Annotated in this window: 13 protein-coding genes, 1 tRNA gene and 1 pseudogene; 12 read left to right on the forward strand and 3 right to left on the reverse strand. The window is 47.2% G+C overall.

What is annotated here, in order from left to right; all coding sequences use genetic code 11:
- The first annotated feature begins 63 nt into the window (after positions 1 to 63).
- The 4 genes from rapZ (at position 64) to KNP99_RS05335 (ending at position 3,203) form a co-directional block, all read left to right on the forward strand.
- A complete protein-coding gene (gene rapZ, locus KNP99_RS05320; RefSeq protein WP_029331363.1) occupies positions 64 to 933 on the forward strand; it encodes an RNase adapter RapZ in 870 nt (289 codons plus the stop codon).
- Entirely contained in the window at positions 933 to 1,931 is a 999-nt protein-coding gene (locus KNP99_RS05325; protein WP_029331362.1) for a gluconeogenesis factor YvcK family protein, read from the forward strand. The genes rapZ and KNP99_RS05325 overlap by 1 nt, the downstream gene beginning before the upstream one ends.
- The gene (gene whiA / locus KNP99_RS05330) at positions 1,928 to 2,884 is read left to right on the forward strand and encodes a DNA-binding protein WhiA (protein ID WP_088837747.1); all 957 of its coding nucleotides are present in this window, start codon (positions 1,928 to 1,930) and stop codon (positions 2,882 to 2,884) included. The genes KNP99_RS05325 and whiA overlap by 4 nt, the downstream gene beginning before the upstream one ends.
- 82 nt (positions 2,885 to 2,966) lie before the next feature.
- On the forward strand, positions 2,967 to 3,203 hold the full coding sequence (locus KNP99_RS05335) for a hypothetical protein (RefSeq protein ID WP_029331360.1): 237 nt from the start codon (positions 2,967 to 2,969) through the stop codon (positions 3,201 to 3,203).
- A gap of 140 nt (positions 3,204 to 3,343) precedes the next feature.
- On the opposite strand, the pseudogene clpP reads toward KNP99_RS05335, so the two are convergent.
- Together clpP and KNP99_RS05345 are read right to left on the reverse strand one after the other, a co-directional pair.
- Positions 3,344 to 3,928, reverse strand: a pseudogene (clpP, locus tag KNP99_RS05340) (ATP-dependent Clp endopeptidase proteolytic subunit ClpP); the annotation flags it as partial.
- 180 nt (positions 3,929 to 4,108) lie between these two features.
- Positions 4,109 to 4,184: transfer RNA gene (locus KNP99_RS05345), tRNA-Arg, on the reverse strand.
- A 187-nt stretch (positions 4,185 to 4,371) separates the two neighbouring features.
- Here KNP99_RS05345 and KNP99_RS05350 point away from each other — a divergent pair.
- From KNP99_RS05350 to eno, 8 genes are all read left to right on the forward strand, one after another.
- The gene (locus KNP99_RS05350; RefSeq protein ID WP_215193080.1) at positions 4,372 to 5,520 is read left to right on the forward strand and encodes an RNA polymerase factor sigma-54; all 1,149 of its coding nucleotides are present in this window, start codon (positions 4,372 to 4,374) and stop codon (positions 5,518 to 5,520) included.
- Positions 5,517 to 5,780, forward strand: coding sequence for a glutaredoxin family protein (locus KNP99_RS05355; protein ID WP_215193081.1), 264 nt, complete (start codon positions 5,517 to 5,519; stop codon positions 5,778 to 5,780). Before KNP99_RS05350 ends, KNP99_RS05355 begins: the two co-directional genes overlap by 4 nt.
- Positions 5,781 to 5,898: 118 nt before the next feature.
- A complete protein-coding gene (locus tag KNP99_RS05360) occupies positions 5,899 to 6,921 on the forward strand; it encodes a sugar-binding transcriptional regulator (protein ID WP_215193139.1) in 1,023 nt (340 codons plus the stop codon).
- Between the two features lie 53 nt (positions 6,922 to 6,974).
- A complete protein-coding gene (gene gap, locus KNP99_RS05365; RefSeq protein ID WP_088837744.1) occupies positions 6,975 to 7,985 on the forward strand; it encodes a type I glyceraldehyde-3-phosphate dehydrogenase in 1,011 nt (336 codons plus the stop codon).
- A 122-nt stretch (positions 7,986 to 8,107) separates the two neighbouring features.
- A complete protein-coding gene (locus KNP99_RS05370; RefSeq protein WP_088837743.1) occupies positions 8,108 to 9,292 on the forward strand; it encodes a phosphoglycerate kinase in 1,185 nt (394 codons plus the stop codon).
- A gap of 29 nt (positions 9,293 to 9,321) precedes the next feature.
- Entirely contained in the window at positions 9,322 to 10,074 is a 753-nt protein-coding gene (gene tpiA, locus KNP99_RS05375; RefSeq protein WP_215193082.1) for a triose-phosphate isomerase, read from the forward strand.
- On the forward strand, positions 10,075 to 11,622 hold the full coding sequence (gene gpmI, locus KNP99_RS05380; protein WP_214807213.1) for a 2,3-bisphosphoglycerate-independent phosphoglycerate mutase: 1,548 nt from the start codon (positions 10,075 to 10,077) through the stop codon (positions 11,620 to 11,622).
- 72 nt (positions 11,623 to 11,694) lie between these two features.
- Positions 11,695 to 12,987, forward strand: a complete 1,293-nt coding sequence (gene eno / locus KNP99_RS05385; protein ID WP_023469213.1) for a phosphopyruvate hydratase — start codon at positions 11,695 to 11,697, stop codon at positions 12,985 to 12,987.
- Positions 12,988 to 13,518: 531 nt separating this feature from the next.
- Here the strand turns inward: eno and KNP99_RS05390 are convergent.
- Positions 13,519 to 13,839: a hypothetical protein gene (locus KNP99_RS05390; protein WP_215193083.1), complete on the reverse strand. Its 321-nt coding sequence runs from the start codon at positions 13,837 to 13,839 to the stop codon at positions 13,519 to 13,521.
- Positions 13,840 to 13,849 lie beyond the last annotated feature (10 nt).

Consider the following 13,849-nt stretch of genomic DNA (forward strand, 5'->3'; position numbering starts at 1 on the left):
TTTATGCTATACTGAATTTGGAATAAAAAATACACGCGGAACTGTTGTCTGGAGGGCGAAAAGATGGAAGAGAATCAACCGCAATTGGTCATCATCACGGGAATGAGTGGGGCTGGAAAGAGTGTCGCCATGAATAGCTTTGAGGACTTAGGCTATTTCTGTGTCGACAATCTCCCACCGACGTTACTGCCGCAATTGATTGAAGTGATTGGGCAAGTCCGTCCGAAAATTGCCGTCGCCATCGATACACGTGCTCGTGATTTTATTGATAGTTTCTTTGTCGTTTACGAAGATTTGAAAAAAACGAACCTGCAGATTCGTATGTTGTACTTAGACGCACGCAATGACGTCCTCGTGCGCCGCTATAAAGAGTCGCGGCGTTCGCATCCACTGGCGCCGACTGCGTCACCACTGATCGGTATCGAGCGAGAGCGGACGCTGCTCGAAGGATTCCGTGACAAAGCACAGATGCTGATCGATACGAGTGACATCAAACCGCTTGCACTGAAAGAACGCTTGCTCAAAGAATTTACGGAAGGGGAACGGATTCCCTTTACCGTCAATGTGATGTCATTTGGTTTCAAGCACGGACTGCCGCTCGATGCCGATCTCGTCTTTGACCTTCGTTTTCTGCCGAATCCGTTTTACATCCCGGAGTTACGTCCGAAAACGGGACTCGATCTCGAAGTATCGTCATACGTCATGAAGTGGCCGGAAGCAAAATTGTTCTATAAAAAGCTTGTCGACTTGCTCGAGTTCCTGATTCCCCAGTACGAACGGGAAGGAAAATCACAACTCGTCGTCGCCCTCGGCTGTACAGGTGGTAAACACCGCTCGATTACGTTTGCGGAAGCAATCAGTAAAGAATTTGAAAACCAGTATCACGTCGTCACGAATCACCGGGATTATGTTCACGCGAAGGAGGAAAAGTAATGAAATGGGAACGGAAAGTCGTCGCGATTGGCGGTGGAACGGGCTTGTCGACTCTTTTGCGTGGACTGAAGCATTATCCGCTCGACATCACGGCCATCGTCACGGTCGCGGATGACGGGGGGAGCTCGGGGCGCTTACGGACAGAGTTCAACATGTTGCCGCCGGGTGACATTCGAAACGTCATCGTCTCGCTATCGAAGTCCGAGACATTGATGGACCGGATCATGCAGTACCGTTTTGAAACGGGAGAAGGACTTCACGGTCACTCGCTCGGAAACTTGATGCTGACGGCTGCGACGCAGCTCTGTAACGGCTCGTTCGTCGAGGCGATTGGCGTCATGGGACAACTGTTGAATGCGGAAGGGAAAGTCTATCCGGCGACGGAGCGGACGATTACGTTATGTGCCGAGTTCGAAGACGGGACGATTGTCAAAGGCGAGTCGTTGATTCCGAAAGTCGGAAAGGTCATCGAACGGATTTATTTGGAAGAAGAAGATGTCCGTCCGGTACCGGAAGCGATTCAAGCAATCCTTGAGGCCGATGTCATCGTCCTCGGACCAGGGAGTCTCTATACGAGTATCATCCCGAACGTCTTGATTGATGAAATCCGGGAAGCGATTAAACAATCGCTTGCACCTGTCGTCTATATTTGTAACGTCATGACGCAACCGGGTGAGACGACGGCCTTCACGGCAAATGATCACTTGACTGCGCTCGAACGTTTTCTTGGTCAAGGTGTCGTCGATACAATCATTGTCAATAACGAATCAATCGATGCAAGCTATTTGCGAAAATACCAAAAAGATCATGCCGATATCGTCACTTACGATGATGAACGGTTCGTCGAGGCGGGAATTGAAGTGCTCGCGGACGATATCGTCGACTATAACCATCATTTCATCCGTCATGACGCGGACGCGGTCGCGAGCCTCGTCATGCGGAAAGTATTATCGATTCGACGGGTGCGTCAACTCGAAGGGAAGGAGGAATTGACGTGAGTTTTGCTTCAGAAGTTAAAAAAGAATTAACACAGATTGCCATCACGGATCACGAGATGAAGGCGGAATTAGCGGCGCTCGCACGGATGAACGGTGCGATTTCGTTCGGACTCGGCCGCGGATTGACACTTGATATTTCGACTGAAAATGCGTCGATCGCGCGACGGATTTATTCATTATTAAAACGGGCATACGGGGTCCATCTGGATCTACTCGTCCGAAAGAAAATGCGCCTCAAAAAAAATAACGTCTACATCGTTCGCGTGAAGCAACAAGCCGATAAGATTCTGCAGGATTTAGGCATCCTCGGCGAAGGATTCACGATGATTCGTTCAATCAGCGATACGATTTTAAAAGATGAACGGCGGGCACGTGCCTATTTACGGGGGGCGTTCTTAGCCGGAGGGTCACTGAACAATCCGGCGACGTCGTCGTACCATTTAGAAATCTTCAGTCTCTATGAGGATCACAATGCGGCGCTTCGGAGTTTGACGAACCAATTCGATTTGAATGCAAAAGCAATCGAGCGTAAGAAAGGGCACATCCTCTACATCAAGGAGAGTGAAAAAATCTCTGATTTCCTCAAGGTAGTCGGGGCGACCCATTCGATGCTTCGTTTTGAAGATGTCCGGATTTTAAAAGATATGCGGAATTCGGTCAATCGTCTCGTCAACTGTGAGACAGCGAACCTCAACAAAACGGTCGGGGCAGCGCTCCGCCAAGTGGAGAATATCAAATTTCTCGAACGGACGGTCGGACTCGATGTCTTACCGGACAAGTTACGGGAAATCGCGATTTTACGCGTGACGCATCAAGACGTGACGCTGCAAGAGCTCGGCGAGATGGTCGAGAGCGGCTCCATCTCAAAATCAGGGATCAATCATCGATTGCGGAAAATTGATCAAATCGCGGATAAACTCCGGAATGGTGAGTCGTTGACAGGTGCGCTCTAAAGGGGAAACTTGCGAGATGAACCATAGTCTACTATAATATATAGTCGATGCAACTAAATGTTCGAATTAAGGAGTTTTTGAAATGGCTAACGAAAAAAAACGTATTTCGCTGACAGTCGATGCGAAATTTGATGAAGTCTTGACGAAAAAAGCAAAATCAATCGGTGTACCGAAAAGTACACTCGTGACATTCGCAACATCACTCTTCCTTAAGCAATTGCAAGCAGAAGAAGAGCTTTCACCACATGCGAACGGGATTTACACATTGATTCGTGAAAACCACGACATCGTGTCTGATATTACAGATCTCATCGACTAACACAAACGATCCTTTTCAGGTTCGGGACGAACTTTCATGATTTAATGAAGTTCATGCCCGGCGTGGAGAGGATTTTTTTTGAAGACAACAAAAAAACGACCGCTGATGTAAAAACATCAACGGTCGGTCGGGTTAACAGATTAAGCGCGCTCCATGACGCGGTCGATGAGACCGTAGTCAGCTGCTGCTTGAGCAGACATGAAGTTATCACGCTCTGTATCGCGTTCGATGACTTCAAGTGGTTGTCCTGTGTTTTCTGCCATGATTTTGTTTAAGTGTTCACGCATTTTGATGATACGTTCTGCATGAATTTTAATGTCTGACGCTTGTCCTTGTGTGCCGCCGAGCGGTTGGTGAATCATGATCTCAGCGTTTGGAAGGGCAAAACGTTTTCCTTTTGCGCCTGCTTGTAAGAGGAACGCACCCATTGAAGCGGCCATTCCGATACAAATTGTTGAAACTTGTGGTTTGATGAAGTTCATCGTATCGTAAATCGCCATACCCGCCGTGATTGAACCGCCCGGGCTGTTGATGTAGAGCGAAATTTCTTTATCTGGATCCTCTGCTGCTAAGAAGAGCAACTGGGCAACGACTGAGTTGGCGACGTTATCGTCAATCGCGCTCCCGAGAAGAATGATACGATCCTTGAGCAAACGTGAATAGATATCGTAAGCACGTTCCCCGCGGTTGGTTTGTTCGATGACTGTTGGAATTAACATAGTCTTTGCCTCCTTATGATGGTATGTAGCTCATATTCGACTTATTCCTATCATAATCCTTTGGTCAATATTGGTCAAAAGATACGATGCGACTTTTATGTATTTTTCCTGAATGGCATTGAATTAAACATATCAATATAGAAAAAAAGGCAATACCGCGAACGGCATTGCCTGTAGATTCAAAGATGGTACACCCGGAGAGATTTGAACTCCCGACACCTGGTACCGGAAACCAGTGCTCTATCCCCTGAGCTACGGGTGCATGTTTTTTACTGAACAATTAATAGTATACCGACATTTTTTCAGGAAAGCAATACTCGATTGATAAATTCAACATTTTTTTTCGGGCGAAAGATGCTTAAGGAGGACTTTCTAGACGGTCGGAAGATTTTTTCCTCTATACTATATAGAAGAGTTAAAGATGCAATGGAATGAAGGGAGATCCGACGATGGAACAGCGCCAGGAACAGACGCAACGGATGACGTTATCGACGTCCCAATTGTTTCAGTTGACGATTCTTGAAGAATCATTTGCTGAACTCGAAGAACATGTATACCGAATCATACGCCGGACAAGCGCTTATCGGAATAATCTCAGTAAAACAATCGACGTTGATTTTGGCCGCGTCGCAGACCGTGTCGCTTCATTTGAAGCGACGCTTCTTCAGCAAATACGTTTAGAATCGGTCAGACAGGAAATAGGATATATGGCGGAACAACTCATGACGTACTTAGATACGGATGGATTATTGCGGACGACGGATGCGCAACTGGCAACATTGTTAGAGGCGGACGTCAGTCTCGTAAAACAAGCACGACACGTTTTACAACGGTGTGAACCGACGGGAATTGCGGCACGTTCCGCGCACGAATGCCGGTTGTTGCACGCGCTCGAACTAGATGACGCGTTATTGATTGATGTCGCGACGGATTTGAATGAAGGGATTGCTGTCAAACAAGTACTTCAAGACATTGATGATGCAACAGACCGGATACGGATCAAAGCGGCGCTCGATCGGTTACCAAAAGCACCGGTCCTTCCGGAGACGACCGTTCTGACGATTCCGGAAGCAGACATCGAATTCCGTGACGGCGAGTTGACGATCAACTGGTCTGATCTCGAAATCGACCGGAGCTGGGCGGACCTCGATGAAGCAAAACCGTTCTTGAGTGCATATGAACGGAGACGGACGACGCTTCGGGCGATTCTGGACGTCATCATCGAGCGACAGCTCAATTGGTTTAAAGGAAAGCTCGAGCTCGCGCCGCTGACGAAAAAAGAAGTGGCGGAAGTGACGGGGCATCATCCGTCGACGGTTGGACGGGCGATTGCGAACAAAACGGTCAAGACGATTCAGGGCACGATGTTACTCGAAGATTTTTTCGTCTCACGGACGACGACCGGGACGTCGAGTTTCTTAGTTAAGGTCCGGATCGCTCAACTGCTCGAAGCGTCGCCTGTTCCGATGAGTGATCAACAATTGACGGACCGTCTCACAGCGGAGGAGATTACGGTCGCGAGACGAACGGTCGCAAAATATCGGGCAGCCCTTGGTTTGACCCAAGCGGACTTCGAGAGACGAGAGGAAAATTCATGATGCGAACAAAAGAAAACATGCACTTAACACTCTATTCACGTCCGGGTTGTACACTATGTGAGGAAGCCGCCATCTTGCTCGATTTTGTATTAGATGAATTTCCCGAATGGACATTCGAAGAAATCAACATTGACAACGATGCGGCGCTCAGTCTGAAGTACCTCTACGAAATACCGGTTCTCGCACATCAAAACGAAATCTTAAGTTATGGAAAATTTGAGGCGGAGGCGGTCAGAAATCGTTTACTTGAAAAAAGATGACGGTCGAGACTTGAAACAAAACCAAGGTACTGTTATGATAGCAATGTACCAAGTGGGACAAGATATGACACGCGGGACGTAAAGTGTCCAGCAATTTGAGAGGAGCGGGAGTTACATGATTCGGCAGTTAGTACAGATCCAAAAGCGAATCGTGCCTGATCTGATTGAAGAAATGCAGACACGTTACGACATTCTTCATTATGTACGCCTGATGCAACCGATCGGACGACGAACACTTGCGACGAGCCTTGGCTTGACGGAACGCGTTCTACGCCGGGAGGTCGACTTCTTAAAAGAACAAGACTTACTGGAAGTTGCGACGCAAGGCATGTCCTTGACGGATGAAGGGCGGACAGTATTACGAAGCATGCACAGTGTGATGGCGGAACTCGCCGGGATCTCCGATATGGCGAAAGCCTTAAAAGAGAAGCTTGGTGTAAAAGACGTCGTCATCGTACCGGGTGATTCGGATCAAACCTTCTGGGTGCAACGCGATATGGGACGGGCAACAGTTGCCCGCTTAAAACGTGAACTTTCAAAAGACCACAATACGATCGCAGTTACAGGTGGGACGACGATGGCTTCGGTCGCGGCGATGATGTCGCCCGATAAGGAAAATCGTCCGATGACGTTTGTACCCGCACGAGGCGGTCTTGGCGAAACGCTTGAACTTCAAGCGAATACGGTCTGCTCACGCATGGCTTCACGTGCCCAAAGCGACTATCATCTGCTTCACATTCCAGACATGGTCAGCACCGAGACATTCGTCAAGATGGTCGAGGAGCCGAGCATTAAAAATGTCTTACAGATGATTAAAGATGCTTCAATCGTGGTACATGGAATTGGTGATGCAAAAACGATGGCAAAACGTCGTCGTGCTTCGACAGCTCTTTTGGAACAGCTCGAAGACGAGCAAGCCGTCGCAGAAGCATTCGGATATTATTTTGATCGGGACGGAAACATCGTCCACCGTGTCAAAACGGTCGGACTACAACTCGACGACTTGAAAAAAGTCGAACACGTCGTGGTTGTCGCCGGTGGTCATTCGAAAGCAGAAGCGATCAATGCCTACGTCAAACAGTCTCCAAACATCATCCTCATTACGGATGAAGGAGCCGCAACAACGATTTTGAAAGGGTAGCCCCCTTTTGAATAATAGATAACTCGCTTTACACTAAAAGGAGGAAAATTATCATGGCAGTAGTAAAAGTTGGTATTAACGGATTTGGACGTATCGGGCGTTTGGCACTTCGTCAAATTCTTCAATTTGAAGGAATCGAAGTAGTCGCAATCAACGACCTCACAGACACTAAAATGCTTGCACACCTTTTAAAATATGATACGACTCAAGGTCGTTTCGACGGAGAAGTTGAAGTACACGACGGATACTTCCTCGTAAACGGTAAAGAAATCAAAACACTTGCTAACCGCAACCCAGAAGAACTTCCATGGGGCGAGCTCGGTGTTGACATCGTTCTCGAATGTACTGGTTTCTTCACAGACAAAGAAAAAGCTGAACTTCACTTGAAAGCTGGAGCTAAAAAAGTTGTTATCTCAGCACCTGCTACTGGCGACATGAAAACTGTCGTTTACAACACGAACCACGAAATTCTTGACGGAACTGAAACAGTTATCTCTGGTGCTTCATGTACTACGAACTGTCTCGCTCCAATGGCGAAAGTTCTTCAAGATCAGTACGGAATCGTTGAAGGTCTTATGACAACTATCCACGCTTACACTGGCGACCAAAATACACTCGACGCTCCACACCCTAAAGGTGACTTCCGTCGTGCACGTGCAGCAGCTGCTAACATCGTTCCTAACTCAACTGGTGCTGCTAAAGCAATCGGCCTCGTTCTTCCAGAACTTCAAGGTAAACTTGACGGATCTGCACAACGTGTACCAGTCGCTACAGGTTCACTCACTGAGCTCACAACAGTTCTTGAGAAAAAAGTTACAGTTGAAGAAGTTAACGCAGCTATGAAAGCAGCAGCGAACGAGTCTTACGGTTACACTGAAGACGAAATCGTTTCTTCTGACATCGTTGGTATCTCTTACGGATCACTCTTCGATGCAACACAAACTAAAGTTGTTACTGTCGGCGACAAGCAACTCGTTAAAACAGTTGCTTGGTATGACAACGAAATGTCTTACACTAGCCAACTCGTTCGTACACTCAAACACTTCGCAGAAATCGCTAAGTAATTCGAGCAATTAAATAGCAATTGAATAAGAGCGGAAACTACCAGTCTCCGCTCTTATTGCGAAAAAAAGTCTGGAGGGGCGTCACAGCCCCTCACTATACGTATGAGACGGAGGACGAATGTATGAATAAGAAATCAATTCGCGACATCGATGTACAAGGTCAACGCGTGTTTACACGTGTCGACTTCAACGTACCACTAGAAGACGGTAAAATTACGGACGACACACGGATTCGTGCGGCACTTCCAACAATCAAACATTTGATGGATGGCGGAGCGAAAGTCATTCTCGCAAGCCACATGGGACGTCCTAAAGGCGAAAAAAATCCTGAGTTCTCACTTGCACCAGTCGTAGCACGCCTCAGCGAATTGCTTGGTAAAGACATCAAGCTCGTTGAAGAAGCGTATGGCCCGGTCGCTGAAGAAGCGGTCAGCAAGCTTGAAGCAGGAGACGTTCTCGTTCTTGAAAACGTTCGTTTCTACCCTGGAGAAACAAAAAATGATGCTGAACTCGCTGAAGGATTTGCGAAACTCGCAGATATCTTCGTCAACGATGCATTCGGTGCAGCTCACCGTGCACATGCTTCTACAGAAGGAATCGCGCACCATGTCGATACTGCTGTAGCGGGATTGTTGATTGAAAAAGAACTTCAAGTTCTCGGGAAAGCGATCTCGAACCCGGATCGTCCGTTCACTGCAATCATCGGGGGATCGAAAGTAGCCGACAAAATCGGTGTCATCGATCACTTGCTTGATATCGTCGATACGTTGATCATTGGTGGGGGATTATCTTATACATTCCTCAAAGCTCAAGGTTATGAAGTCGGAACGTCACTTCTCGAAGTAGACAAAATCGACCAAGCGAAAGAATTCATGAAAAAAGCAGAAGACAAAGGCGTCAAGTTCTTAATGCCGGTCGACTGTGTCATCACGAAGGAATTCGGCGAAGAAACATATGTAGGACCACGCGATATCGACAGTATCCCAGCGGATCACATGTCACTTGATATCGGACCAAAAACAGTCGAACTGTATGCGGAAGCAATCAAGAACTCGAAACTCGTCGTCTGGAATGGACCGATGGGCGTATTCGAACTTGATAAATACGCAAACGGAACGAAAGGTGTCGCTCAAGCACTTGCTGATAGCGACGCATACTCAATCATCGGTGGTGGGGATTCTGCTGCAGCAGCTGAGAAATTCGGTCTTGCAGACAAGATGAGCCATATCTCGACTGGTGGCGGAGCGAGCCTCGAGTTCATGGAAGGTAAAGCCCTTCCTGGTGTCGAAGCGCTTAACGACAAGTAATCCAATAGTTCACAAGGGAGTGTTTCTCAATGCGTAAACCAATCATCGCAGGTAACTGGAAGATGAATCTAACTCTGAAGGATGCAGTCGCATTCGCAGAAGAAGTAAAAGGCAAAGTACCAGCTGCATCGACTGTCGATGCTGCTGTCTGTGCACCAGCTGTATTCCTTGCTCATTTAACGGAAGCGGCAGCTGGAACTGATCTTAAAATCGGTGCTCAAAACATGTACGATCAAGAAAGTGGCGCATTCACAGGCGAAATCAGCCCTGTCATGCTGAAAGAGCTTGACGTGACATACGTCATCCTCGGTCACTCTGAACGTCGTGAGTACTTTGGTGAAACAGATTCATTCATCAACAGCAAAGCGAAAAAAGCGTTCGAGCACGGTCTCGTTCCAATCGTTTGTGTAGGTGAAACACTTGAAGAGCGCGAAGGCGGCAAGTTCGAAGACGTCATTCGTGAACAAACGGCAAACAGCCTTAAAGGCTTGACTGTCGACCAAGTGAAAAATCTTGTCGTCGCATATGAGCCTGTCTGGGCAATCGGAACAGGTAAATCAGCGACAGAACAAGATGCACAAGATTCTTGTAAATTCGTTCGCGACGTCGTCGCTGCTGAATTCGGTACAGAAGCTGCAGAAGCAGTTCGTATCCAGTACGGTGGCAGCGTCAAGCCGGAGAACGTCAAAGAATATATGGCTCAACCTGACATCGACGGAGCACTCGTTGGTGGAGCAAGTCTTGAGACAGGATCGTTCCTCAAACTGTTGGAGGCGATTTAAATGAAAAAACGTCCAGTCGCACTTATCATCCTTGATGGTTTCGGTATGCGTGATGAAGAATTCGGGAATGCTGTGACAGCGGCAAACAAACCGAACTTCGATCGCTTTTGGAACAAATATCCGCATACGTTGTTGAATGCGAAAGGGGAATACGTTGGTTTGCCTGAAGGTCAGATGGGGAACTCAGAAGTGGGTCACCTCAACATCGGGGCAGGTCGCGTCGTCTACCAATCGCTATCCCGAATCAACAACGCCGTCAAAGATCGCTCGTTCTTCTCGCGTCAAGCGATGAACGATGCGGCAGGTCACGTGAAGAAACATGATTCAGCACTCCATATCTTTGGTTTAGTATCTGACGGTGGAATCCACAGTCACATCAACCACTTGTATGCTGTTCTTGAATTCGCGAAACTTCACGAAATCGAAAAAGTTTACCTGCATGCCTTCACGGACGGCCGCGATTGTGATCCGCAATCGGGTGCTGGTTTCCTTCGTGACGCGCAAGCGAAGATGGATGAGTTACAAGTCGGTCAATTCGCAAGTGTCTCTGGACGCTATTATGCAATGGACCGCGACAACCGTTGGGAGCGCGTCAAGAAAGTCTATGACGTCATCACATACGGTGAAGGCCCGACAACAAAAGACCCAATCGGCATGGTAGAAGAATCATATACGAAGGACGTTACGGACGAGTTCATCGAACCAACCGTCGTCGTGCAGGAAGACGGTACGCCAGTCGCACCGATCCACGACAACGATGCAATCATGTTCTTTAACTACCGCCCTGACCGTGCGATTCAACTGGCGAAGGTCTACAAAGAAAAAGCTGGCTTCACAGGATTCGAACTTCCGGACAATGCACCGAAGAACCTGCTGCTCGTCTCCATGACGAAGTACTCGGATGCGATTGATACGGATATCGTCTTCCCGCCAGAAGATATCAAAAACACGCTTGGGGAAACACTCTCGAAGCAAGGCTTAAAACAATTACGGATTGCGGAAACTGAAAAGTATCCACACGTCACGTTCTTCTTCAACGGACAACGTGAAGAACCGTATGAAGGCGAAGATCGTATCTTAATCCCGTCGCCAAAAGTCGCAACATACGACTTACAACCAGAGATGAGCATTTATGAAGTAACGGATGCGCTTGTTGAAGCGATCAATTCCGACAAACATGATGCCATCATCCTGAACTTCGCGAACCCGGACATGGTTGGTCACTCGGGTATGCTCGAACCGACAATCAAGGCAATCGAAGCAGTTGATGAATGTCTCGGTAAAGTCGTTGACTTGATCGTCAGCAAAGGTGGCGCAGCAATCGTGACTGCTGACCACGGAAATGCCGATAAAGTGCTCAATAAAGATGGCAGCAAGATGACGGCCCATACGACAGAACCGGTACCATGTATCGTGACAGTCGAAGACGTCGAGCTTCTCGAGCCACTTACAGGCGCATTAGCGGATTTAGCACCAACATTACTTGATCTACTTGGCGCAGATCAGCCGTCAGAAATGACGGGTAAATCCATCGTATTAAAGAAATAATCCCGTCGATGGAATAAACGTCTAACAAAGCAACACACACTATTTTTTTTCAACTAAAAGGAGCGAATTTAAATGTCAATGATTACAGAGATTTATGCACGCGAGATTCTTGACTCACGCGGTAACCCAACAGTAGAAGTAGAAGTATATACAGAAGACGGCGGCTTTGGTCGCGCACTCGTCCCATCAGGCGCATCAACTGGTGAGCACGAAGCAGTAGAACTTCGTGACGGCGACAAAGCACGTTACCTCGGTAAAGGTGTCTTGAAAGCAGTTGACAACGTCAACGAAAAAATCGCACCTGAAATCATCGGTTACGATGTTTTCGACCAAGCTGGAATCGACAAAAAAATGATCGATCTCGACGGAACAAAAAACAAAGGTAACTTCGGCGCTAACGCAATCCTCGGTGTTTCGATGGCTGCTGCTCGTGCTGCTGCAGATGAGCTTGGACTTCCACTTTACACGTACCTCGGTGGATTCAATGCGAAAACACTTCCAACTCCAATGATGAACATCATCAACGGTGGATCACACGCTGACAACAACGTTGACTTCCAAGAGTTCATGATCATGCCTGTTGGAGCTCCAACATTCAAAGAAGCACTTCGTATGGGTGCTGAAATCTTCCACGCGTTGAAATCAGTTCTTAGCGGAATGGGTCTTAACACAGCAGTTGGTGACGAGGGTGGATTCGCTCCAAACTTGAAATCAAACGAAGAAGCAATCACAGTTATCCTTGAAGCAATCGAAAAAGCTGGCTACAAAGCAGGCGAAGATGTTTACCTTGCAATGGACGTCGCTTCTTCTGAGTTCTACGACAAAGCAGCTGGAACATACAACCTCGCTGGCGAAGGCAAAGTCCTTTCTACAGAAGAGCTTGTTGAATTCTACGCACAACTCGTCGACAAATACCCAATCATCTCAATCGAAGATGGCTGTGACGAAAACGACTGGGACGGCCACAAACTTCTCACAGACCGTATCGGACACAAAGTTCAACTCGTTGGAGATGACTTGTTCGTAACAAACACAGAAAAACTTGCTGAAGGTATCGAAAAAGGCATCGCTAACTCGATCCTCATCAAAGTTAACCAAATCGGTACGTTGACTGAAACATTCGACGCAATCGAAATGGCTAAAAAAGCTGGTTACACAGCTGTCGTTTCTCACCGTTCTGGTGAAACAGAAGATTCAACAATCGCTGACATCGCTGTTGCGACAAACGCTGGTCAAATCAAAACTGGTTCACTTTCACGTACAGACCGTATTGCGAAATACAACCAACTTCTCCGCATCGAAGACATGCTTTCAGATGTTGCTGTCTACGACGGAATCAAATCATTCTACAACCTCAAGAAGTAATTTACGGATTGAGTCGACAGTCTCTCGCTTAGCGAGGGGCTGTTTTTTTTGTTGATGATGAGAAGGAAGAATCAAGCTCAAGCATTACTCCGCTCGCTTTTCTAGGGCGGGACGCAAGCCGCGGACATCTTAATCAGATGTCCGGGTCTCACCTGTCCCTGACGGAAGCTAAGCTTCCTTTTCCCTTTAGAAGTCGAGCGGGGTATGCTTTTCGCTTTTGTAGGCATTGATTAACAGAGTTGTACTCTGGCTCACGTAGGACACAATTTGCTAAACTTCTAGCAGGTAGCAGAGGTCTAAGTGTCCTCTATCCTAAAAAGCCGGGCACGGGTCTATTTTGTTGGTATAGATCCTGTCAGATAAGATGGGAACTACGACAATTACTTGCTTCATGTGACTCCTACAGGAAAAAGCACATGAATGGCAAGTGAGTGAGACGTAAGTGCTTCCCTAACTTTTTTACGCAGAAAAAACGAGATCCGACTCAATGTCGAATCCCGTAATATTAAAATGAAATTTTATACTTTGAAATCAATCCTCAATAAACGTAACGAGGTAATGATACGGTGAATACAGTGGTGCTTTCGTGACAAAAAATTCAGGTAAATCTGTGTCGATGTCAAGATTGCGCAAGGTCTCCGGATCCAGGCATTCTTGCACAAGCCGCTTGATATCACTCAGCAATTCATCATGAAGATTGGTTTCAACAGGAAATGATCGTTTTGCTCCATCTTTTAGCAACAAGACGACGGGTGGAAGTCCACGCAGTAAATCGACTTCGAGTGGTTCTTTGTTTTTTTTAAAAAAATCATTTAAACAGCTGACGACTTTCATTGAATATTCTTCTTTCACCGAAACCCCC

The organism is Exiguobacterium sp. s95 (assembly GCF_018618655.1).
GTDB lineage: Bacteria > Bacillota > Bacilli > Exiguobacteriales > Exiguobacteriaceae > Exiguobacterium_A > Exiguobacterium_A oxidotolerans.